Here is a 23,726-nt window from a genome sequence, read left to right on the forward strand (position 1 = left end):
GCGAAACGAGAGTCATCGAGATGAATCGGGGATCTCGGAAGGGCACCCGGGACGGCCTGCGGTCGCCGAGGAAGGTCATCCCTTTCGCGGCACGCGTCACCGACCTGGAACGACGCTTGCTGCCGGCGGTGATCACGCCATTCGCCCCGCGCTTCAGCACCAATGCCAGCGGCGACATCCTGTTCGTCGCGAACACGCTGATGACGGCCCCGGCGTCGGACGCCGCCGCGACGGCCGCGCAGGCGGGCACGGGGACGAGCCTCAATAACAACAATTTCAGCATGGTCTATGTCGACGTCGACGGGGTCGCGTCGACGTTCAATTCGAGCCAGGCCAATCTCTCGCTCCCGGCCGGGGGTTCGGTGCTGTTCGCCGGGCTGTACTGGGGCGCCAATTCGGCGTCCCCCAGCCGGAACACCGCCCTGTTCCGCGCCCCGGGGGCGAGCGGATATACCACCCTGAATGGCCTCTCGTTCGGGGCCGACTCGACGAACAACTACCAGGCCTTCGCCGACGTGACCAACCTGGTGCGCGCGGCCGGGGTGGGAACCTACACGGTCGCCAACGTGCAGGCGAACACCGGGGCCGATAAGGACGCCGGCTGGTCGATCGTGGTCGTCTACGGCGACCCGGCCGCCCCGCCCAGGAACCTGAGCGTCTTCGACGGCCTGGCGGCGGTCAACTCGTCGACGCCCAACATCACGCTCACGATCAACGGGTTCACGGCCCCGCCCACCGGGGCGGTCAACGCCCGCATCGGGTTCGTCGCCTACGAGGGGGATCTCGGGTCGACGGGCGATGCGGTCAAGCTGAACAATACGACCCTGTCCGACGCGCTGAATCCGGCGAACAATTTCTTCAACAGCACGGTCTCCAACAGGGGAGCGAGGGTCTCGACCAAGAACCCCGATTACGTCAACCAGCTGGGCTTCGACGCCGACATCGTGAACACGACCGGCGTCATCCCCAACGGAGCCACCTCGGCCACGATCGCGCTGACCACCGGGGGCGAGACCTACCTGCCGGGCGTGGTGACCACGGCCATCGACCTGTACGCCCCGGTCGTGGTCGGGACCAAAGGGGTGGTGGACCTCAACGGCGGCAACGTCGAGCCGGGCGACATCCTGGAGTACACCGACACGGTCTCGGTCGCTTCGGGCGAGGCGGCCACGAGATTCATCCTGCTCGATCCGATCCCGGCGAACACCTCCTACGTCCCGGGTTCATTGCAGGTCCTCTCGGGCGCGAATGCCGGGGCCAAGACCGACGCCGCCGGGGACGACCAGGCCGAGTTCGACCTTGCGAACAATCGCGTCGTCTTCCGCCTGGGGTCCGGGGCGAACGGGACGACGGGCGGGACGGCGGACGTCGGGACCACGACCACGGTCCGATTCCGCGTCCGGGTCGACTCGACGGTCCCGAACGGCACGGCCATCAACAGCCAGGCGACCGCCACCTTCACCGGGCAGAACACCGGGGCGAGCCTGGCGGCGGCCGGCGCCGCGACCTCGGCGATCGTCGTCCGCAATGCCGACCTGGCCCTGTCCCAGGCGGTCGACAACCCGAGGCCCAACGTCGGCGACTTCGTGGTCATCACCACCACGATCAGCAACGGCGGGCCGTTCGACGGCACCGGGATCCAGGTCAATGACCTGCTCCCGTCGGGCCTGCAGTTCGTCTCGGCCACGCCCTCGCAGGGGGCCTACAATCCGGGCACGGGCCTCTGGACGGCGGGCACCGTGGCCGTGGGGGGGCAGGCAACCCTGGCCCTGCGGGCGCGCGTCGTCCTGCCGTCGACGATCACGGCGACCGCTTCCATCGGCGTCGCGGACCTGCCCGACCCGGTCTCCACCAACAACAGCGCCTCGGCGGTGGTGGTGCCGCTCCGGGCCGACCTGTCGCTGACGCAGGCGGTCGACAACCCGAGGCCCAACGTCGGCGGCCGGGTCGTGTTCACCACGACGCTCGCCAATCGCGGGCCCGACGCCGCCACCGGCGTGACCATCGCCGCCGCCCTGCCGGCCGGGTTCAGCCTGGTGTCGGCCACGCCGGGCCTGGGGTCGTACGACCCGGCCACCGGCAACTGGACGGTCGGGACGATCGCCTCCGGCGCGACCGCGACGTTGACGCTCACGGCCGACGTCACGTCCCCCGCGGCCTCCGTGGCCACGGCATCGGTCGCCTCGTCCGCCCAGTACGACCCGGTCGGCGGCAACAACGTCGCCTCGGCGGCCGTCACTCCCCAGCAATCCGACCTCGGGGTGGCCACGGGCATCGACAACCCGGCGCCCAACGTGGGCGACATCATCACCTACACCGTGACGGTGTCGAACAACGGTCCCGACGCCGCCACCAGCGTCCGCCTGGGCACCGCCGGCTTCCCGGCGGGCGTCGAGATCCTTTCGGTGACCCTGAGCCAGGGGGCCTTCGACCCGGCCACCACCACCTGGACGGTCGGCGGCGTCGGGGTCGGGGCCACCCAGACGCTGGTGGCCCGGGCCAGGGTGATCAATCCCACCATCACGCCGGTCACGGTGTCGGTGCTCGCCAGCGACCAGTTCGACCCCAACTCGGCCAACAACTCGTCCAGGACGGCGGTCACCCCCCAGGAAGCCTCGCTGTCCCTCACCAACATCGCGAGCAATACCCGGCCCGATGCCAACGAATTGGTGACGTTCACCGTCACCCTGCGCAACGCCGGACCGTCGTCGGCCACCGGGGTGGTGGTCGGCGACCTGCTCCCGGCGGGCCTCTCGTTCGTATCGGCCTCGCCGGGCCGGGGGGCCTACGACCCCGCCACCGGATCCTGGACGGTGGGCGGCGTCGGCGCGACCGAGGCCGTCGCCCTGACCCTGGTCGCCCGCGCGACCTCCCCCTCGCCGACCACCAGCACGGCGTCGATCGTCGCCTCCGACCAGTTCGACCCCAATAACACCGACAACAGCTCATCGATCGCCATCACGCCCAAGCGGTCCGACCTCCTGCTGACGCTGAGCGGCGACGACCCCCGGCCCAACGTCGGCGATGTCGTGACGCTGGTCTTCACCCTCAGCAACCAGGGGCCGGATACCGCGACCGGCGTCCGGGCCGCCGGCACCCTCCCCGCGGGCGTGTCCATCCTGTCCTCCACGCCGAGCCAGGGGACCTTCGACCCGGCGACCGGGATCTGGGCCGTGGGGACGGTCGACACCCTGGCCCCGCGCACGCTCACGCTCCGGGTTCGGGTCGACTCGGCGGACCCCCTGGTCGGCACGGCGTCGATCGTCGGCTCCGACCAGTTCGATCCCGACGCCTCGAACAACGGCCTGACCGTGACGGCGGTCCCCCAGCGATCCGGCCTGGGCCTGGCCCTCGCGGCGGACAACCCCACGCCCAACGTGGGCGACGTCGTGACCTTGGCCGTGACGCTCTCCAACGCCGGCCCCGACGCGGCCACCGGGGTCCGGGTGAACAACGTCCTGCCGGCCGGCCTGAGCTTCGTCTCGGCCGAGCCGGGGCAGGGGACCTATGATGCGACGGCCGGGACCTGGATCGTCGGCACGCTCGGCGGCTCGGCCCAGCAGACCCTCCTGATCCGCGCCCGGGTGACGGCCCCCGGCACGGCGACGGCCTCGGCGGCGATCGCGGCCGTCGCCCAGTTCGACCCCAACGCGGCCGACAACGTCGCCGTCGCGACGATCACGCCCCGCCAGGCCGACCTGTCCCTGAACGCCGCCATCTCCAACGCCACGCCGAACGTGGGCGACCTCGTCACCCTCACGGTCACGCTCTCGAATATCGGGCCGGACGCCGCCACCGGCGTGGTCGTCCGCGACCTGCTCGCCCCCGGCCTCGTCTTCCAATCGGCCGCGCCGAGCCAGGGGGCCTACGACCCGATCGCCGGGATCTGGTCGGTCGGGACGGTCAACCCGGGCGGGCCGGCCACGCTGGTCCTGGTGGCCCGGGTCGCCTCGTCCGCCCCCTTCAACCACACGGCGACGGTGGTCGCCGCCGACCAGTTCGACCCCACCGCGGGCAACAATTCCTCGACCGCCTCGGCGACGCCGCAGACCATCGACCTCGGGGTGACCAAGTCCGTCGACGTCGCCCGCCCGAACGTGGGCGATGTCATCACCCTGACGACCACCCTGACCAACGCCGGGCCCTCGGCGGCCACCGGCGTGCTGGTCCGTTCCTCGGCCGGTCTCGGCCTGACCGTCCTGTCGTTCCAGCCGAGCCAGGGGATCTACAACCCGACCACGGGGATCTGGGATGTCGGGACCGTGGATGCCCTGGGCACTCAGGTGCTCCGGCTGATGGTGCGGGTGGACGCACCGGGCGCCATCACGAGCGTGGCGAGCGTGGCCGACGCCGTCCAGTTCGATGCCGTCGCCGGCAATAATTCGTCCACGGCCGTCGTCGTGCCCCAGCGGTCCGACCTCGCCCTCGGCCAATCGGTGGACGTGTCGACCCCAAACGTCGGCCAGTTCGTCACCTACACGATCACGGTGAACAGCATCGGCCCCGACCCGGCGTCCGGCGTGATCGTGCGGGACGCCCTGCCCGCCGGCCTCCAGTTCATCTCGTCCACCCAGACCCGGGGCGGTTACGACCCGGCCACCGGCCTCTGGACGATCGGCAGCATCGCCCCGGGATCGCCCCAGGTGCTCCGGATCGTCGCCCTGGTCACGGCCCCCGGGGCCACGACCAACATCGCCACGATCGCGGCGGCCGACCAGTTCGACCCCGACCCGTCGAACAACACGGCCATCGCCGCCAGCAACCCGCTCCAGGCCGACCTGGGCCTGGCGGTGGCCTTCGACACCTCCCGGCCCAACGTGGGCGACCTGATCTCCTACTTCATCGCCGTGAGCGATGCCGGGCCCGCCTCGGCGACCGGGGTCGGCATCTCGGCGGCCCTGCCGGCCGGGCTCGATTTCGTCTCGGCGACGCCCACCCAGGGCACCTACGACCCGATCTCCGGCACCTGGACCGTCGGCACGGTCGCGGCGGGCTCCTCCCAGGCGTTGCGGATCACGGCCCGGGTGACCGCGACGACGGCGACCACCGCCTCCGCGTCGATCTCGGCGGCCGATCAGTTCGACCCGTCGGCGAGCAACAACGCCGCCTCCGCCTCCTTCACCCCGCAGCGATCCGACCTCTCGCTCACCACCTCGGCGAGCGCGGCCCGGCCGAACGTGGGGGACGTGGTCACGCTCTCCGTAACGCTCGCCAATGCGGGCCCCGATGCCGCCTCGGGCGTGGTCGTCTCCGACCTCCTCCCGGCCGGCCTCGTCTTCGTCGACGCCGCGGGCCCGGGGGCCTACGACCCGGCCACCGGGGCCTGGGTCGTTGGCCCGCTCGCGTCGGGGGCCAAGGCGCTCCTCCAGATCCGGGCCCGGGTAGCGAGCCCGGCCCCCCTGACGACTACCGCCTCGATCGCGTCGGCCGACCAGTTCGACCCCTCCTCGCTGAACGATTCCTCGTCGATCACCTTCGTCCCGACCCAGGCCGACCTGGCCCTGGGCATGAACGTCGACCGGCTAGCCCCGAACGTGGGGGACCTGGTCACCTTCACGATCACGGTGGCCAACTCCGGCCCGGACGGGGCGTCGGGCGTCCGGATCGGCGACCTCCTCCCGGCCGGCCTCTCGCTGGTCGCGGCTTCCCCCTCGCAGGGCATCTACTCCCAGACCTCGGGCATCTGGGAGGCGGGACCCGTGGCCCCGGGCGCCTCGGCCACCCTGATCATCCAGGCGAGGGTGGTCGGGTCCGCGTCCGCGACCAACGCCGCCGCGATCCTGGCCTCCGACCAGTTCGACCCCAACGCCGCCAACAATGCGGCCTCCGCGACGACGGTCCCCCAGCGGGCCGACCTGTCGCTGGTGGCCGTCGCCAGCACGACGGCCCCGAACGTGGGCGATGTCTTCTCGCTCACGCTGACCCTGGCGAACGCGGGGCCCGACGCCGCCACCGCGGTCCGCGTCGCCGACTTCATCCCGGCCGGGCTCGCCCTGATCTCGGCAACCCCCAGCTCCGGCATCTATGACCCGTCGACCGGGGCCTGGAGCCTCGCCAACGTCGGTTCCGGCGCGTCCCCGACGCTCACCCTGGTGCTCCGCGCCCTCTCGCCCTCGCCGACGACCAACGTGGCCTCGATCGTCGCGGTCGACCAGTTCGACCCCGACCAGGATGACCGCACCGCCAGCATCTCCTTCGTGCCGCAGCGTGCCGACCTGGCCCTCTCCGCGACCGCGAGCGACCCCACGCCCAATGTGGGCGACTTCGTCACCTTCACCTTCTCGGTCGTGGATAACGGCCCCGACGCCGCCACCGGGGTGTCCGTGGCGGCGCCCCTCCCCTTCGGATATACGTTCGCCTCCGCGACGACCGGCCAGGGGACGTACGACCCGGGCACCGGCCTGTGGACGATCGGGACCCTCGCGGCGAACGCCCCGACCTCGCTGACGATCGTGGCCCGCGTGGCGGATGCCAGCCCGCTCGGGTTCGCCGCGGCCGTCGCGTCCGTCGACCAGTTCGACCCGTCCACGGGCAACAACGGGGCCTCGGTTTCGATCGCCCCCCGGCGGGCCGAGCTCGGGGTCGCCGTGATCGTCAGCAACCCGACGCCCAACGTCGGCGACACGATCAGCTACACGATCTTCCTCGAAAACTCCGGGCCCGACGCCGCCACCGGGATCCTGGTCGAGGATCTGCTGCCGAGCGGCGTCACCTTCGTCTCCGCCACCCCGGGCCAGGGCACCTACGCCCCCGGCACCGGATTATGGACGGTCGGAACCCTCGCCCCCGGCGGGGAAGTCGTGCTGATCATCACCGCGACCGTCGACGACCCCGCCACCACGGTGAATCGGGCCTCGATCACCGCGGTCGACCAGTTCGACCCGTTCCCGGCGAACAACGCGGCGCAAACTTCGACCGAGCCGCAACAGGCCGAGTTGCGGCTGATCGGCCAGGTGGACAGGCCGAGGCCCAACGTCGGGGAGTCGGTGACCTTCACCTTCAGCCTCGCCAACCTCGGCCCCGACGATGCGACGGGCATCACCATCGACGCCGCCTTGCCGGCGGGCTTCTCCCTGGCGTCCAGCACGGTCGGCCTCGGGGCCTATGACCCGAGCAGCGGCACCTGGACCGTCGCCGGCCTCGCTTCCGGGTCGACGGCCACGCTGACCCTCGTGGCCGTGGCCACGGCGCCGGGGGTCACGACCTCGGTCGCGACGATCCGCCAGTCCGACCAGTTCGACCCGAATCTCTCGAACAACCGCGCCGAGGTCCGGGTCCAGCCGCAGCAGGCGAACCTCAGCCTTTCGGCTTCGGTCGACGTGGCCCGCCCGAACGTCGGGGACGTCGTCAACTTCACCGTGACCGTCGCCAACGCGGGGCCCGAAGCCGCCACCGGCGTGACCATCTCCGGCCCCCTCCCGCCGGGCCTCGCCTTCGTCGCGAGCCTGCCGGGCCTGGGGGCCTACGACCCGACGACGGGCACCTGGACGATCGGGACCTTGCCCTCGGGGGCCTCGGCGACCCTGACCCTCTCGGCGCTGGTCGTCGCGGCCGACGCCGTCTCCGGCACGGCCTCGATCGCCACCGTCGACCAGTTCGACCCCGACGGGACGAATGATTCGGTCAGCGTCTCCGTGTCGCCGCAGAGTTCCGGGCTCTCCCTCTCGGCGGCCGTGGACCGGCCGACGCCCAACGTGGGCGACGTGATCACCGTCACGATCACGCTGGGCAACCTCGGGCCCGACCCCGCGACGGGCGTGAACATCGCCAACGCGCTCCCGGCCGGGCTGACGCTGGTGGGGGCCACGCCGAGCCGGGGGACATTCGACCCCGCCACCGGCCTCTGGGTCGTGGACTCGATCAACCCGGGCACCACCGGCGTCCTGATCCTCCGCGCCATCGTCGCCTCGCCCGCCGCCGGCGCGGCCACGGCGGCCGTGGTCGGGGCCGTCCAGTTCGACCCCAACCCGGCCGACAACGCGGCCTCGGCCTCGTTCGTGCCCCGGCAGTCGGACCTGAGGGCGGGCCTGACCGTCGACCAGGCGAGCCCCAACGTCGGCGACGTGATCACCCTCACCGCCACGCTCACCAACACCGGCCCGGATGCCTCCGGCGGCATCGTCGTGCTCGGCTCGCTCCCGGCCGGCTACGTCTTCGAGGGGGCCGACCCCGACCAGGGGGGATTCTCGCCGGCCGGCGGGATCTGGTCCGTGGGCGAGGTCGCCCCGGGCGAAACCCTGAGCCTCCGCCTCCGCGTCCGCGTCGTTTCGCCCAGCCCCCAGACCACCAGCATCACCGTCCTCTCGGCCGACCAGTTCGACCCCGATCCGACCGATAATTCGGCCTCGATCACGATCGCCCCCAGGCAGTCCGACCTGTCGCTCACCTCGACCGTGGACGTGGCCCGGCCCAATGTGGGCGACCTCGTCACGATCGTGGTCACGCTCGCGGACGCCGGACCGGACGCGGCGACCGGCGTCCGGGTCGCGAATGCGCTGCCGGCCGGTCTTGCACTCGTCTCGGCCACCCCGAGTTCCGGGGCCTTCGACCCGTCCACCGGCCTCTGGGACGTCGGCACGGTCGCCCCGGGCGGCCCGCGCACGCTCGTCCTGATCGCCCGTGTCACGGACCCCGCGGCCCTGTCGGTCACCAGCGCGATCGCGACCTCCGACCAGTTCGATCCCGACCCCGCCGACGACGCGGCCTCGGTGACAATCGCCGCCCAGAGGGCGGAACTGACCCTGAACGCCACGGTCGACGACCTGACGCCCATCGCCGGCCAGGTCATCACCTTCACAGTGACCCTGACGAACCGAGGGCCCGACGCGGCCACCGGAGTCCGTGCCGGCGGCATCTTCCCGCCCGGGCTTGAGATCCTCTCGGCGACCGCCGACGGGGGGGCCTACGACCCGCTCGCGGCGATCTGGAACGTGGGGACGCTGGCCCCCGGCGCCACGGCGACGCTCCGGGTGAGCGCGCGGGCCGTCTCCGCCAACCCGTCGCTGGCCACCGTCGCGGTGGTCGCGGCCGACCAATTCGGCGCCGCCTCGGGCGTCCAGGGCTCGATCGCCATCCTCCCGGAACGGTCCGACCTGGGCCTGGCCATCGCGAGCGACATCGCCCGCCCGAACGTCGGGGATGTCGTCACCTTCACCGTCACCCTGGCCAACATCGGCCCGGACCCCGCGACGGGCGTGTCGGCCTCGATCCCCCTCCCCCCGGGCCTGGAGTTCGTCGCGGCCGAGCCGGGGCAGGGGACCTACGACCCCGCCACCGGGCGGTGGCTTGCGGGCACCGTCTCCTCCTCCGGGGCCATCACCCTCGTGATCCGGGCCCGGGTCGCATCGCCGCGACCGGCGACGGTCTCGGCCACGCTCGACTCGGTCGACCAATTCGACCCCGACCCGAGCGGCAACTCCGCCTCGACGGCGGTGATCCCGAGGGCCGTCGACCTGGCCCTGGGGGCGGCGAATCCGCCCGCCGCCGCGACCGTCGGCCAGGTGGTCGCGATCCGCCTGGTGGTCTCCAATGGCGGGCCCGATGGCGCGACCGGGGTGGCGGTGCCCATCGCCCTGCCCCCCGGGTTCCGGCTCCTCGCCTCCTCGCCCGACCTGGGGACATACGACCCGTCGACCGGCCTCTGGACGGTCGGGGCCATCCCGGGCGGCGGATCGGCGACCCTGCTGCTCTCGCTCGAAGCCATCGCGGCCGGGGACGCCACCGTGGCCGCCGGCACGGTCCGATCCGACCAGTTCGACCTCGAACCCGCAAATAACTCGTTCGCGACCACCGTGGCCGTCACGGCCGTCGTCCCGCCGGTCGAGCCTCCGCCGCCGGTCGAGCCTCCGCCGCCGGTCGATCCTGGCCCTCCCGTCGAGCCCCCGCCGCCCGTGAGCCCGCCGCCCATCGCCCCGTCGGCGACCATTGCGGGGTCGGTGTTCGTCGACACGAACGGCGATGGAATCCAAGGCGCCGGGGAGTCGGGGCTGGGCGGCCTGATGGTGATCGTCGATGGGATTGACGCGGCTGGTCGCGCGGTCCGATTCGCCGCATTCACCTCCCCGGATGGCTCCTATCGTTTCGACGACCTCCCGGCGGGCATCTACACGCTGACCGTCCCGGATGCGAGTTCCCGGCTCGTCGGCGTGCCAGGGAATCTCGGGGGTGTGGCGAGGGGCGGGCGGGTGGAAGGGATCGTCCTCGGGGCCGGGGCCGTCGCCAGCGGGTATTCGTTCGCGGCCTCGACGCTCGGGAGGATCGTCGGCAGGGTTTATCTCGACCTCTACCGCGATCACTCCTTCGGCCAGGGCGACTTCGGCGTGGCCACGGTCCGGGTCATCCTGACCGGCATCGATGAAAACGGCATGCCGGTGAAGCTCACGACGACCACCGGGCCCGACGGCTCCTTCGCCTTCGAGGGCCTCCGGCCGGGGGTCTACTCGCTCCGCGAGGTCCTCCCCCGATTCCTCCGCAATGAACGAGCGACGGCCGGGACGACGGGCGGGGCGGCCGGGAGCGGTCGCATCCGGGCCATCACCCTGGAAGCGGGCGAGTCCGCCACGGGCTACGACTTCGCGACACTGCCCAGGCCGAATTGCCGGCTCTCTGAGTTGATTGTCCGCCCCGGGAGTGCCCCGAGCGATCTGGATTCCAAGATCATCCGGGGTGCCAGGGCCCTGCCCAAAGGCCCGCTCCTCGCTCGCTTCTTGCCCGACTTGCGTCGAACCTTGCTCGCACCGGCGAGGCGATCCAGGGACGTCGAACTCGTCGCAAGGGAATCGACCCGGATCAAACTCCAACCGAAGCGGACGGCGTCAGACCATGTCACAAACCTTTGATCCTGACAGCACCGATGATCGGGCATGACATCACCGCGCGGGGCCCACGACATCGACATCAGCGATGGCGAGCGGGCCCCCGTCGCCCCCGCCCTCGACGCGGCCTCGCGGTGCAGGAGACTGGAGGGCGAAGCGAGCGGGTGGCCTGGGCCGGGATCCTCGGGTGCAGGGTGTGTGGTGCTTGGGATGGTGGCGATGCCGAAGGATCACCCGTCCCCATCGCCGGCCCACCGCCGCCAGGCCGCGAACGCCACCACGCCGGCGACCAGCGAACCCAACCCATAAAGGATCGACTCGGTCGAGGTCGTGCCGAAGACGTACAGCCAGGCCACCAGCGCGACCAGCGCCGGCAGGGGGAACAGCGGCATGACGAACAGCAGGCGCGACCGCAGGTCGGCCCGGGACCGGAGGTAGAAGCACGTCGCGACCTGCCCCACGAACTGGACCAGGATCCGCGAGGTCAGCAAGGCCGCGATCACCCGGTCCAGGGGGAACAGGCACGCCACGGCCGAGGCGGTGCCGACCAGCAGGAGCGACCGGTGGGGGAACCCGCCCTTCGGGTGGATGGCGGCCAGGGACCGGAAGAAGTGGCCCGAGCGGGCGGCGGCGTACGGCACCCGGCTGTAGCCGAGGATCCCGGCGAAGACCGACGTCGCCCCGGTCCACAGGATCATCCAGGTGATGGCCCGCGCCGCCCCCGGCCCGAACCGGGCGAGCATGAAGTCGCTGGCCACGTGCCGCGTCCCGATCACCTCCCGCCAGGGCAGGACACCCAGGATCGACAGGTTCATCGTCAGGTAGATCGATGCCACCGCAACGGTCGAGATCAGGATCGCCCGGGGGAGCGTCCGGGCCGGGTCGGCCACCTCGTCGCCGAGGTAGCAGACCTGGTAGTAGCCGAGGTAGTCGTACATGGCGATGCCGAGCGCCACGCCCAGCCCGGAGGCGAACCGGCCGTCGAGCCGCCAGGCGTCGGGCGGGAAGTCGAAGGCGAGCCGGGGGTCGAACCGGGTCACGCCGGCGGCGATCATCGCGGCGACCGTGACCAGCATCCCGGCCCAGAGCACGACCATCAGCCGGCCGGCGACCTCGACCCGCCGGTAGGCCAGGCCCACGATCGCCATCATCGCCCCGGCCGCCCCGACCTGGCCCCAGGTGACGGCCCACGCCGATCCGCCCCCGGTCGGCCATCGCCAGGCGACCCCCTCCAGCGGCGCCCAGAGGAACCCGGCGTAGTTGCCCAGGCCGATCGCCCCGCTGGCCAGTTCCAGGGGCCCGCTGAAGAGGAACTGCCAGACGAACAGGAATTTGAGCGCCCGCCCGACGGTCGACCGGCCGTAGACGGCGTCGTAGAAGTGGAAGGTGCCGCCGGGGCCCGGGAAGGCCGCGGCCAGCTCGCACCAGACCAGGCCGTCGGCGAAGGCCACGACCAGGCCGAGCAGCCAGCCGACCATCGCCTGGGGCCCGCCCATGGCGGCGAGGAACGGGGGGATGGTGATGAACGGCCCGACGCCGACCATCATCCCCATGTTCAGGCTGACCGCCTGCAGCAACGAGAGTTTGCGCGTCGTCATCGCCAATCCGCCCCCCGCCGCCGGCCCGCGGTCGGGCGATTATAATTCGAGGCCGCGGGGCCCGGAAGCGGCGAGGATCCGCGACTTTCGCGCTGAGGAGGGCCGAGAGTGGGTCGCCTCGCCGTTCCTGGAGGGGAGAGCGGCCCGGGCACGATCCGAGGCCTCCCCAACCCGCGAGCGGGGTGAGGATCGATCCGGCGGGATTGATGTCAGGTCGCGGGACTCGGGCTGGCGGGTTCGGGGCAAGCCCCGACCGATCGGCCACCCGACACGCCGGACCTCCGAGCTTGCCGCCCGCCGCCGTGGTCGGATTGTCCCGTCTCCGAGCATGCGGCCACGACCATCCGAGGGGTGTCGCCTCCCGCCCGTCGATCTCCGCTAGGAATCCCGAAGCGGGCGGATAGAATACGACGCGATTCGTTGATGGCCCCGATTGCCGCCTCGAAGGCCCCGACCCGCCCCGGCCCTGCCGACGAGATCAACGGGACTCGCCCCTCCCCGGAACCCAAGCAGGCGGCCCGCGACCATCCAGGCAGAGGATCAGGTGTTCATGAGCGATCCCGTCCACATCCTGCTCGTTGGCGATCGGCACGAGGGATGGATCGCTCTGGAGGCCGCCCTCGCCGGCCTGGGCATCACGTCCGTCCGCGCCACCGGCGGGGAGGATGCGCTCCGGCGGGTCTCCGAGGCCGACTACGCCGCGGTGCTCCTCGAATCCGGCATGGCCGGCCCCTCGGCGCTGGATCTGGCGAGGCTCATCCGGAGGGATGGCCGCCGCACGCCCATCCTCTTCCTCGGGGTGGGCGGCGATTTCCCGGTCGAGGATGCCTACGCGCTCGGGGCGGTGGACCACCTGGGCGGCCCCCCCGCCCCCGTCGCCTTGAGGGCCAAGGTGGCGGCGTTCGTCGAGCGGTTCCGGAGCGGCCTCACCCCCGGCCGGCCGCAGGGCCGGGCGGACGCCCGGGGGTCGCAAGAGCTTTGGCGGACGACGCTTTCGAGCATCGGCGACGCCGTGATCGCCACCGACGTCGACGGCCGGGTCACCTTCCTCAACCCGGTCGCCGAGCAGCTCACCGGCTGGCCGCTGGCGGACGCGCTCGGGGTGCCCCTCGCCGAGGTCTTCCGAATCATCAACGAGACGACCCGGAAGCCGGTCGACAATCCCGCGCTCCGGGCGCTCCAGGACGGGGTGATCGTCGGGCTGGCGAACCACACGCTCCTGATCGCCCGCGACGGCACCGAGCGGCCGATCGACGACTCCGCCGCCCCCATCCGCGACGACTCGGGGGCCGTCTCCGGCGCGGTGCTGGTGTTCCGCGACATCGCCGAGCGCAAGAAGGCCGAGGTCGCCCAGGCCCGCCTGGCGGCCATCGTCGAGTCGTCGCACGACGCCATCATCGGCAAGGACCTGGATGGCACCATCCGGACCTGGAACGGCGGCGCCGAGCGGATCTTCGGCTACACCGCCGCCGAGACCATCGGGCGGTCGATCACCCTGATCGTCCCGCCGGACCGGCTCGACGAGGAGCGGGACATCCTGGGGCGACTGGGCCGGGGCGAGCGGATCGAGCACTTCGAGACGAAGCGAGTCCGGAAGGATGGCGGCCTGGTCGAGCTGTCGTTGTCGATCTCGCCGATCCGCGATGCCGAGGGGCACATCACGGGGGCGTCCAAGGTCGCCCGCGACGTGACCGACGCCAAGCGGGCCGAGCGGGCCCAATCCTCGGCCCTCCAGGCCGGCGAGGTCGGCACCTATTATTGGGACATCAAGGCCGATCGGGTCTCGGGGGACCGCAACTTCGCCGCCATCTTCGGGGTCCTCGCCGACGAGCGCGACTCGGCCCCGGTGGGCGACTTCCTGGCCGCGATCCACCCGGACGATCGGGGGCGGGTGGCGGAGGAGATCGGCCTGACGCTCGGATCCGGGTCGGTGTTCCGCAGCGAGTATCGGGTGATCGGGCCGGCCGGCGAGCGGTGGCTGCTCGCCCGCGGGGCCGTCGAGCGGGCCCCGGGCGGCGAGCCCGTCGAGTGGGCCGGGGTGATCGTCGACATCACCGAGCGCAAGCGGATCGAGGAGGATCTGGCCGCGAGCCGCTCCCGCCTCGACTACTCGGTCCGGGCGTCCGGCATCGGGTTCTGGTACTGCGACCTGCCGTTCGACGTCCTGGAATGGGACGAGCGGGTGAAGGCCCACTTCTGGCTGCCCCCCGATGCCCGCATCACGATCGATACGTTCTACGACCGGATCCATCCCGACGACCGCGAGCCCACCCGCTCCGCCATCGGGCGGAGCGTGGCCGAGCGTGGCGGATACGACGTCCACTACCGGACCGTCGACCCGGCGACGGGGGCCGAGAAATGGATCCGGGCGATCGGGGGGACCTACTACGACGAGGCCGGCTCGCCCAGGCGGTTCGACGGGGTGACGCTGGACGTCACCGAGCAGAGGCGGGCCGAGGCCGCCCTTCGCGAGAGCGACGACCGGTTCCGCATCGTGGCCCGCGCCACCAACGACGCGGTCTGGGACTGGGACATGCGGACCGATGCGGTGTGGTGGAACGAGGGGGTCACCACCCTGTTCGGGTATCGCCGTGAGGACGTCGGCCCGGACGCGGCGTGGTGGTACGATCAGATCCACCCGGACGATCGCGATCGCGTCGTCTCCAGCATCCACGCGGTCATCGACCACGGCGGCGCGAACTGGTCGGGCGAGTACCGGTTCCGCAAGGACGACGGCTCCTATGCCTCGGTCCTCGACCGCGCCTACGCCATCCACGAGGGGGGAGAGACCATCCGCCTGGTCGGGGCGATGCAGGACGTGACCGAGCGTCGGAGGGCGGAAGAGCGTCTGCGGGAGAGCGAGCAACGCTTCCGCTCCCTGTTCGAGTCGATGGACGAGGGGTACTGCGTGGTCGAGCCGATCCTCGACGCCGAGGGCCGGCCGGCCGACTACCGCTACCTGATGGCCAACCCGGCCCTGGAGGAGCAGACCGGGATGGGCGGCATCGTCGGCAAGACCGCCCGCGAGGTGATGCCGGCCCACGAAAGCCACTGGATCGAGGCCTACGCCCGGGTGGCCGCGACGGGCGAGCGGGTCCGCCGGACCGACTGGGTGGCCGACCTCGGCCGGTGGTTCGACGTGTCCGCGTTCCCGATCGGCTCGCCGGGCGGCCGGAAGGTGGGCGTGCTGTTCAACGACATCACCGACCGCAAGCGGGCCGAATCGCTGATCCGGGAGAAGGACGAGCGGCTCAAGCTCCTGGTCGACCGGGCGCGGGACTACGCCGTGGCGGTCACCGACCGGGACGGACTGGTGGTCGAGTGGTCCGGGGGGGCCGAGGGGATCACCCACTTCGCCCCCGGGGAGATCCTCGGCCGGGCGGTCGACGTGATCTACACGCCCGAGGACCGGGATGCCGGGGTCCCCGCGAAGGAGATGGAGCAGGCGGCCCGCGAGGGCCGGGCCGAGGACAAGCGGTGGCACGTGCGCAAGGATGGGAACCAGTTCTTCGCCGACGGGGTGACGGTGCCCCTGCGGGGGGACGACGGCTCGCTCCGCGGCTTCGGCAAGGTCTTCCGGGACGTCACCCACCGGAAGAGGGCCGAGGAATCGGTCCAGTTCCTGGCCGACGCCAGCGCCTCGCTGGCCGAGCTGGTGGACTATCAGAGCACCCTCAACCGGATCGCCAACCTGGCCGTCGGCGGGTTCGCCGACTGGTGCGTCGTGGACATGATCGGCGAGGACGGCACGCGCGAGCGGCTGGCCGTGTCCGCGGCCGACGCCGAAGCCGAGCCCGCCCCACGCGACGCGGGCCTGATGCTCCGCCCGGCCGACGTCGACGCGGGCGTGGTGCCGCACGTGCTGCGGACCGGCGAGCCGGAGGTGATGTATGACCTGGCGGAGGCCGACCCGGCCACCGCACCCCAGGGGCCGGAGCGGCTGGCCCGCCTCAGGGGGCTCGGCATCCGCTCCTACCTTTGCGTCCCGCTCCTCTCGCGCGGCCGGGTGATCGGCGGGATGACGTTCCTCAGCTCGTCCGTCCGCCGCCGGTTCGGCCCGGAGGAGCAGCGGGTCGCCCAGAACCTGGCCGAGCGGGTGACGGTGGCCATCGAGAACGCCCAGCTCTATCGCACGCTCCAGGAGCAGGATCGGCGCAAGGACGAGTTCCTGGCGACCCTCGCCCACGAGCTGCGCAACCCGCTCGCCCCGATCCGCAGCGGCCTGCAGATCCTGAGGATGGACCAGGCCGGCGAGGATCCCGCCCAGACCCTGTCCATGATGGACCGGCAGCTCAGGCACGTCACCCACCTGGTCGACGACCTGATGGACGTGGCCCGGGTGTCGAGCGGCAAGGTGGCTTTGCGGCTGGAGCGGGTGCCGCTCCGGGCGATCGTGGACGCCGCGGTGGAGACCAGCCGCCAGGCGATCGAGGCGGGCGACCACGAGTTCGCCCTGAAGATGTCGCGCGAGGAACTGGCCGTCGATGCCGATCGGACGCGGATGGTCCAGGTGCTGGCGAACCTGCTGAACAACGCCGCCAAGTACACGCCGCCGGGGGGGCGGATCGTCCTGGGCGTCGGGCGGGACGGCGGGCACGCGGTGATCCGGGTCGCCGACACCGGCCTGGGGATCCCGCAGGAGATGCTCCCCAAGGTCTTCGACATGTTCACCCAGGTGGGCACGTCCCTGGAGCGTTCGCAGGGCGGGCTGGGCATCGGCCTGACGCTGGTCAGGCGGCTGGTCGACATGCACGGCGGCACGGTGGCGGCGGAGAGCGCCGGGCCCGGCCAGGGCAGCACGTTCACGATCCGGCTCCCCCTGGCCGCGGAGGCCGCCCCGGCCGCGGGGGCCGCCCCCGTCGCGGCGGCCGGCCCGGCCGGGCACGTGCTCGACATCCTGGTGGTCGACGACAACCGGGACTCGGCGGTCACCCTGGCCCGGCTCCTCAAGCTCCAGGGCCACCGGCTCAGGACCGCCCACGACGGGCCCGAGGCGTTGCGGCAGCTCGCCACCCACCGGCCGGATCTCATCCTGCTCGACCTGGGGCTCCCGGGGATGAGCGGCTACGAAGTCGCCCGCCGCATCCGCGAGAGCACGGAGCTGCGGGGCGTGACGCTGGCGGCGCTCACCGGCTGGGGCCAGGAGGAGGACCGGCGGCGGACCCGCGAGGCCGGCTTCGACCACCACCTGGTCAAGCCGGCCGACCCGGACGAGCTGGAACGGATCGTCCGCGGCGTCAAGGCCAGGGGATGAGATGAGGTGGGCATCGAACCTTCGCACGGCGATGCCCATCTCGACAGGCGGCGCCGGCCCTCTCCGGGCCCATCTCCGAACCCATCCACAAATGGATCACCGAGGGTTCATCTCCCATCGGCGAGGGGATTCCCCGCCGTCCCGACCTTGCCGACGCGGCGCCAGCCGGCGGCGACGGCCGAGACGAGCTGGCCCATCTTGGGATGCTCCGGCTCGATGTCGACCGGGAGGCCCAGGTCGCGGAGTCGCCCGGAGGTGGATGGGCCGATCGAGCCGACCACGGCGACCCGCCCGAGCGCGGCGCGGAGGTCCGCCTCCCGGCCCATCTCGGCCGCGACCTGGATCAGGTGCGTCGCCTGCTGGGCCGACGTGAACAGGGCGGCCCCGACCCGCCCGGCGACGATCTCGGCGATCGCCCGGCGGAGCGGCCCGGTGTCCTCGGGCAGGGCATAGCGGTAGATCGGCACCCTCGTGACGAGGGCGCCGCGCCTCCGGAGTCCCTCGATCTCGGCGAGGTTCGGCTGGCCGTACTCCTGGACCGCCACGCCCAGCCCGTCGACCGGCAGGTGGGCGTCGAGCAGGGCGAGGGTCTCGCGCCAGGTGTTGGGCTCGGGGACCTGGAGGTCGACGCGGGCCCCCAGGCCGCGCAGGGCCGCAGCCGGCTTGGGCCCACGGGCGACGACCTTCACGCGCCCCAGCGCCGCCAGCCAGGCATCGCCTTCGCCCCGGGACGCGATCGCCTCGGCCAGCAGGCGGACCCCGACCCCGGTCTCGAACAGGACGACGTCGAAGTCGCCCGCGATCAGGCGTCCGGCGAAGGCGGCGACCCCCGGGTCGTCGCCGAGCGGGACCTCGCGGAGGGCGGGGGCCTCGACCGGGACGCCGCCGTGCTTGGCGATCAGGGCGGCCATCGGCCCCGCCATCCGGGCCTCGAAGGCGGCCACGCGGAGGCCGGCGAACGCGGTGGCGTCGGGGTCGCTCATCATGACGGGGACTCCTCGCGGATCCCGGGCTCGGGACGGCTCATCGAAGGCCCCCTGCGCGCCCGATCCGGGTCGTGGACGTCCGGATCCTGGCGGCGCGATCCGTGGACCACCGGGGGCGTCGGGCTGGTGTCGACGACCAGCCGGAAGATATCCGGCCTGGCATAGTGCCCGACCACATCGAAGTCGAACTTCCCCCGGGCGATCTCGTCGAGATCGAGGTCGGCCACCAGGATTCCCGCCTCGCCGAACAGAGGGCCGGCCAGGACCCGGCCCAGGGGATCGACGATCACGCTCCCGCCGCGCGACATCACGGTGTCGGGGTCGTCCCCCTGGATCGCGGGATAGTCCGCCGGGTAGTCGGAGCGGAGGGCGAACTGGTTGCTCGCCAGGACGAAGCACCGCCCCTCCAGCGCCACATGCCGCATCGTCGCCTGCCAGGCGTCCCGGTCGTCGGCCGTGGGGGCGCAGTAGAGTTGCACGCCCCTGGAGTACAGGTGCATCCGGAGGAGCGGCATGTAGTTCTCCCAGCAGATCGCCGCCCCCAGCCGCCCGATCGGCGTGTCGAGAACGGGCAGCGTCGAGCCGTCGCCGAAGCCCCAGATCAGGCGCTCGGCGGCGGTGGGCATCAGCTTGCGATGCTTGCCCAGCAGGGAACCGTCGGGGCCGAGGAACAGGGCCGTGCAATACAACGTCCCGCCGTCGCGCTCGATCACGCCGATGACGAGGTGCGCGCCGGCCTCCCGGGCGACGGAGCCCAGGGCCTCGGTGGCCGGCCCGGGGACGTCGACGGAGCCGGCATGATAGCGTCGAAACCACTCGCGCCCCCCGTCCGTGCGGGAGCCGACCCGGGCGCCGAAGTCGAGGCCGCGTGGGTAGCCGGGCACGAACGCCTCGGGGAAGACGAAGAGCTTCGCCCCCCGCCCGGCGGCCTCACGGGCGAGGTCGCCGACCCGCGCCAGGGTCGCGTCGCGGTCGAACGCGACGGGGGCCGCCTGCACCACGGCGGCGCGGACGATGGTCATGGCCTCCCCCGCTCGCCGAGTGCCGCCCCGGTCGCGGGGATCGTCCCGCCGGAACGCCGGAATTCGCTGAAGCCCCGGCCGCGAAGGATCCAGACGAAGACGCCGGCCACCCCGAAGATCATGATCAGGGACAGGTAGATGAATACCAGGGCGAGCATGGCGATTTCTCCGATTTGGGCGGTCGACGGATGACCCGGCATTGGGGCCGGGGACGAAGCTCAAGCCCCGTCGCCTTTCGGGTCGAGGAAGCGGTCGAAGTGGATGAACAGGACGCGCGAATAGCGGAACACGGCCGGGACCAGCGGCAGGAAGGCGACCCACGCCGCCAGCAGCACCCGATGGAGCGGCCAGGAGGGCACCAGCCAGAGCTTGCCGGCGATCACCGCGGCGGCGAGGATCGGGATGCCCAGGGCGTAGCTGAAATACATGGCCCCGGTGAAATAGCCGGGCTCGGGCTCGAATCGGTATCCGCAAGCCGGACACCGCTCATTCATCCGGGTCGGGCCCCGGAAAACCTTCCCATCGCCACATTCGGGGCACCTGAGGCGGAGGACGGCGCGAGGCCGGAGCCGGTGCGTCGCCACGATCATCGCGCCACCCTCCCGATCCATGAGTCTTGCCCCGACTTGCCCGGCCCGCCGCTCACAGGGTCTTCTACGATCCATAGCAGACAGTGCGCCAAACCCCACGCACCTTGCATAAGTTGACGCTCTCAAACAATTTGAGCAATCAGCATCAAGAGATGGCGACACGCGAAATTGTCGAGATCAACGAGAAATCGTAGAATGAATGATGAAATTTCGTCAGTCGCAGTCCTGCCGAGCGCCCACACCATGCCACCACGGCCCGAGCCAGCCCCCGGCCTTGGCCCATACCGTTCGTTGCTTCTGGATATGGCCCAGGAGCGGTCGGTGGAGGCCCTGCAGCGGATGATCGTCGGCCGCCTGGCCGGGCTCCCCGACGTCGCCCTGGCGCGGATCTGGCTCATGGGACCGGGCGACATCTGCCCCGAATGCCCGATGCTCGCCGCTTGCCCCGACCACGCCGCGTGCCTGCACCTGGTCGCCGGCGCCGGCACGCCGCTCGGAGGTGGGGGCGACTGGGCCGGCCTGGCAGGCCGATTCCGACGTTTCCCGGTGGGCGTCTACAAGGTCGGGCGGATCGCCGCGAAGGCCGAGGCGATCGAGGTCCCCGACCTGCAGGAAGACCCGACCTGGCTGGCCGACCCCGCGTGGGCCCGACGCGAGGGGATCCGGGGATTCGCCGGCCAGCCGCTCCTGCATCGCGGCCAGATCCTGGGCGTCCTGGGCGTCTTCCTCCGGGCCCGCCTCGACGGCGAGTTCCTGATCTGGCTCCGCATGATCGCCGACCACGCCGCGGCCGCCATCGCCAACGCCCAAGCCTTCGACGAGATCGAGCGGCTGCGGGCCCGGCTGGAGTTGGAGAACGTCTATCTCCGCGACGAGGTCAGGGCGGCCAGCTCGTTCGGCGAGATCGTCGGCACGAGCCCCGCCCTGGGGGCGGTCCTGGAGCAGGTCGAGCTGGTCGGCCCGACCGAGGCCAACGTGCTGGTCCTGGGCGAGTCGGGCGTCGGCAAGGAGCTGGTCGCGCGGGCCATCCACGAGCGGAGCCGGCGTCGCGACGGGCCGATGATCAAGGTCAACTGCGCCTCGATCCCCCGGGGCCTGTTCGAAAGCGAGTTCTTCGGCCACGCCCGGGGTGCGTTCACCGGCGCCGTACGCGACCGCGCCGGCCGGTTCGAGCTGGCCGCAGGCGGGACCCTGTTCCTGGACGAGGTGGGGGAGATCCCCACGGACATGCAGGGCAAGCTGCTGCGAGTGATCCAGGAACGGACGTTCGAGCGGGTCGGCGAGGACCGGCCCCGCGCGGCGGACGTGCGCCTGATCGCCGCGACCAACCGCGACCTGAAGGCGGAGGCGGAGTCCGGCCGGTTCCGCCCGGACCTCTACTATCGGCTCGGCGTCTTCCCGATCGAGATCCCCCCGTTGCGTGCCCGCCCGGAGGACATCCCCCCGCTGGCGGACCACTTCATGAAGCAGTGCTGCCGGAACCTGGGCATCGCCGAGCGCCCCCTGACCCGGCACCACATCTCCCAGCTCCAGGCGTATTCGTGGCCGGGCAACATCCGGGAGCTTCAGAACGTGGTCGAGCGGGCGGCCATCGTCTCCCGCTCGGGGCCGCTGCGGTTCGACATCCCGACCTCGCCGGTTCACAGGCCCCTCGCGAAATCAAACATCCCGCCCGGACCGGGCCCGCCCGATCTTCCCGCGGGCCGCGACCTGCTCAGTTACGCGGAGCTGGAGGAGTTGGAGCGCGAGAACCTCCTGGCGGCGCTCCGCAGTACCAACTGGAAGGTCTCGGGCTCCGGGGGGGCGGCGGAGATCCTCGGGGTCAAGGCGACGACGCTCGCCTCGCGGATCAAGGCGATGGGGATCCGCCGGCCGATCTGATGATGGCGACCGCTTGAACGATCGCCGCGGTGGCGGCCGTCCGCAGGACCGGGGCCGAGCCGATCGACCGCCTGGACGAGAGCAACGAGCACGCGACCGTCGAGCGATTCGTCCACTCGCCCGCCGATCCCGAAAAATGGGCCGCCATCTGCCTCGGCAACATCCGGCACGCCAACGAAGGCTGGGCGGATGGGTTTGGCTTCGACATCCTCTTTGGCACTGCGACACGGCGGACCCGGCCGGACTCGTCGCACGGTCCCGCGGCTGCCGGACGAGAAGGGCTTCGACGAGATCGAGAACCACCTCGACGAGTGGAATGACCTACCCGGGACCTCATGGGAGCCGCCCGGCAAGGCGGCCACGCCCGCCGAGCGGCGACGATTCGACGGCGAGATGGGCGGGGCGAAGGGGGCGACGTTCGTCGCCGCGGTGCTGCCGGAAGTGGAGGACGCCCCGGTCGACGCCTGCAATTTCTCCCAAGGCGACCCGGGCGGAGAGGTGGGGCAGGGTGGCACGGACGCCATCCTCGGGCACAGGCCCGATCGGTTCGGTCTCCCGTGCCTCGGAGCGACCCTGTCCCAGCGCGGCGACCGCCCACATGGCCTGGTAGGCCATCACGGGCAGCAGCTCGTGCTCGACGGCCCAATGGAACATCGCCCGGACCCGGTTGAGGTCATTGCTGACCAGGCCACGGCATCGGCCCGCGTCGACCATGGATTGGCGGCGGAGGAACCACAACGCCTGTCGGACGTCGTCGACCTCGCTGGTGGGGCGCCGCTCTTGGCACACTCGGGGACGACGTGCTTGTCCCAATCGGCGACCATCCGCCCGTCGACGGATAGGTTGACACCGAAATTCACTTGCAGCGCGATAGTGGAAATGGTCGGGACTGGCGATGTGTCCCGCTCGGCAATCAGCCGCAGATAGGCTTCGTGGCTAGCGCCGATGCCGTGCTCGTCCAGATGATGGTCGTATCGATCCGGACGACAGCTGGGCCTGGACTTGCGGAGGCGGGAGGCAGGGTTTGCGAGGCACGGTGAGACCCATAAAAAAAGTCGCAAGATGGTAGAATACCACCTTGCGACGATTTTTAGGTCACGCTGCCGAACCCCGGCAGTCAAACTTAAGGAGTCTTCATCAAGCGGGTTAAGAAAAGTCGGGGCGAGAGGATTTGAACCTCCGACCTCACGGACCCGAACCGTGCGCTCTAGCCAAGCTGAGCTACGCCCCGTCGTTTCAGATGACGAGGCTTTTTTACCGGATTGCTCCCATCCTGTCAACCTGGGCCTGGAAATTCTTGGAGCTGAGAACGTCGCTCGCCTTCGATGCCGGACCTCCCGCGGCCGGACTCGACCAGAGGTCGGCCCACCTCGAAGCGTCGACCTTCGGGATCTGAGCCTCCATCTCCTCGATGTGGCCGGCGTATCGGACTCGGCCCGGGACCTTCCGCCGTCGGCCGAGTCGCCTGGACCCCGCCACGCCGCCGATCGATCGGCAGGCGCGGGGCCGTGGGCCCGGAGAAGCAGCCGATCATCCCGGCCGATGCCCACGGCCTGCGGTCGTCCTCCATCCGCGGGCGTC

10 protein-coding genes and 1 tRNA gene are annotated in these 23,726 nt (G+C 71.6%); 4 read left to right on the forward strand and 7 right to left on the reverse strand.

What is annotated here, in order from left to right; all coding sequences use genetic code 11:
- Positions 1 to 20 precede the first annotated feature (20 nt).
- Positions 21 to 10,838, forward strand: a complete 10,818-nt coding sequence (locus TA3x_RS08075; RefSeq protein ID WP_435020045.1) for an SdrD B-like domain-containing protein — start codon at positions 21 to 23, stop codon at positions 10,836 to 10,838.
- A 206-nt stretch (positions 10,839 to 11,044) separates the two neighbouring features.
- Here TA3x_RS08075 and TA3x_RS08080 read toward each other — a convergent pair whose 3' ends face one another.
- Positions 11,045 to 12,412, reverse strand: coding sequence for an APC family permease (locus TA3x_RS08080; RefSeq protein ID WP_435020047.1), 1,368 nt, complete (start codon positions 12,410 to 12,412; stop codon positions 11,045 to 11,047).
- Positions 12,413 to 12,962: 550 nt separating this feature from the next.
- Between TA3x_RS08080 and TA3x_RS08085 the strand changes: the two genes are divergently transcribed.
- Positions 12,963 to 17,666, forward strand: coding sequence for a PAS domain S-box protein (locus TA3x_RS08085; protein ID WP_435020049.1), 4,704 nt, complete (start codon positions 12,963 to 12,965; stop codon positions 17,664 to 17,666).
- A 107-nt stretch (positions 17,667 to 17,773) separates the two neighbouring features.
- On the opposite strand, the gene TA3x_RS08090 is transcribed toward TA3x_RS08085, so the two are convergent.
- Genes TA3x_RS08090 through TA3x_RS08105 form a run of 4 tightly spaced genes read right to left on the reverse strand, consistent with a single transcriptional unit; the run spans position 17,774 to position 20,339 of the window.
- On the reverse strand, positions 17,774 to 18,652 hold the full coding sequence (locus tag TA3x_RS08090; RefSeq protein WP_435020051.1) for a uroporphyrinogen-III synthase: 879 nt from the start codon (positions 18,650 to 18,652) through the stop codon (positions 17,774 to 17,776).
- Positions 18,649 to 19,674 (reverse strand): carbon-nitrogen hydrolase family protein, encoded by a 1,026-nt coding sequence (locus TA3x_RS08095; RefSeq protein WP_435020052.1) that lies wholly within the window; start codon positions 19,672 to 19,674, stop codon positions 18,649 to 18,651. The genes TA3x_RS08090 and TA3x_RS08095 overlap by 4 nt, the downstream gene beginning before the upstream one ends.
- On the reverse strand, positions 19,671 to 19,832 hold the full coding sequence (locus tag TA3x_RS08100; protein ID WP_435020054.1) for a hypothetical protein: 162 nt from the start codon (positions 19,830 to 19,832) through the stop codon (positions 19,671 to 19,673). Before TA3x_RS08100 ends, TA3x_RS08095 begins: the two co-directional genes overlap by 4 nt.
- A 60-nt stretch (positions 19,833 to 19,892) precedes the next feature.
- Entirely contained in the window at positions 19,893 to 20,339 is a 447-nt protein-coding gene (locus TA3x_RS08105; RefSeq protein ID WP_435020056.1) for a DUF983 domain-containing protein, read from the reverse strand.
- A gap of 168 nt (positions 20,340 to 20,507) precedes the next feature.
- On the opposite strand from TA3x_RS08105, the gene TA3x_RS08110 reads away from it, so the two are divergent.
- A complete protein-coding gene (locus tag TA3x_RS08110; RefSeq protein WP_435020058.1) occupies positions 20,508 to 22,145 on the forward strand; it encodes a sigma 54-interacting transcriptional regulator in 1,638 nt (545 codons plus the stop codon).
- Between the two features lie 29 nt (positions 22,146 to 22,174).
- A complete protein-coding gene (locus TA3x_RS08115) occupies positions 22,175 to 22,465 on the forward strand; it encodes a hypothetical protein (protein ID WP_435020060.1) in 291 nt (96 codons plus the stop codon).
- A gap of 13 nt (positions 22,466 to 22,478) precedes the next feature.
- Here TA3x_RS08115 and TA3x_RS08120 read toward each other — a convergent pair whose 3' ends face one another.
- Both TA3x_RS08120 and TA3x_RS08125 read right to left on the reverse strand, forming a co-directional pair.
- Positions 22,479 to 22,934, reverse strand: a complete 456-nt coding sequence (locus tag TA3x_RS08120; protein WP_435020062.1) for a hypothetical protein — start codon at positions 22,932 to 22,934, stop codon at positions 22,479 to 22,481.
- A 367-nt stretch (positions 22,935 to 23,301) separates the two neighbouring features.
- Positions 23,302 to 23,376: transfer RNA gene (locus TA3x_RS08125), tRNA-Pro, on the reverse strand.
- Positions 23,377 to 23,726: the final 350 nt, after the last annotated feature.

The sequence above is a fragment of the Tundrisphaera macrotermitis genome (assembly GCF_051175315.1).
In the GTDB taxonomy this organism is placed as follows: Bacteria; Planctomycetota; Planctomycetia; order Isosphaerales; family Isosphaeraceae; genus Tundrisphaera.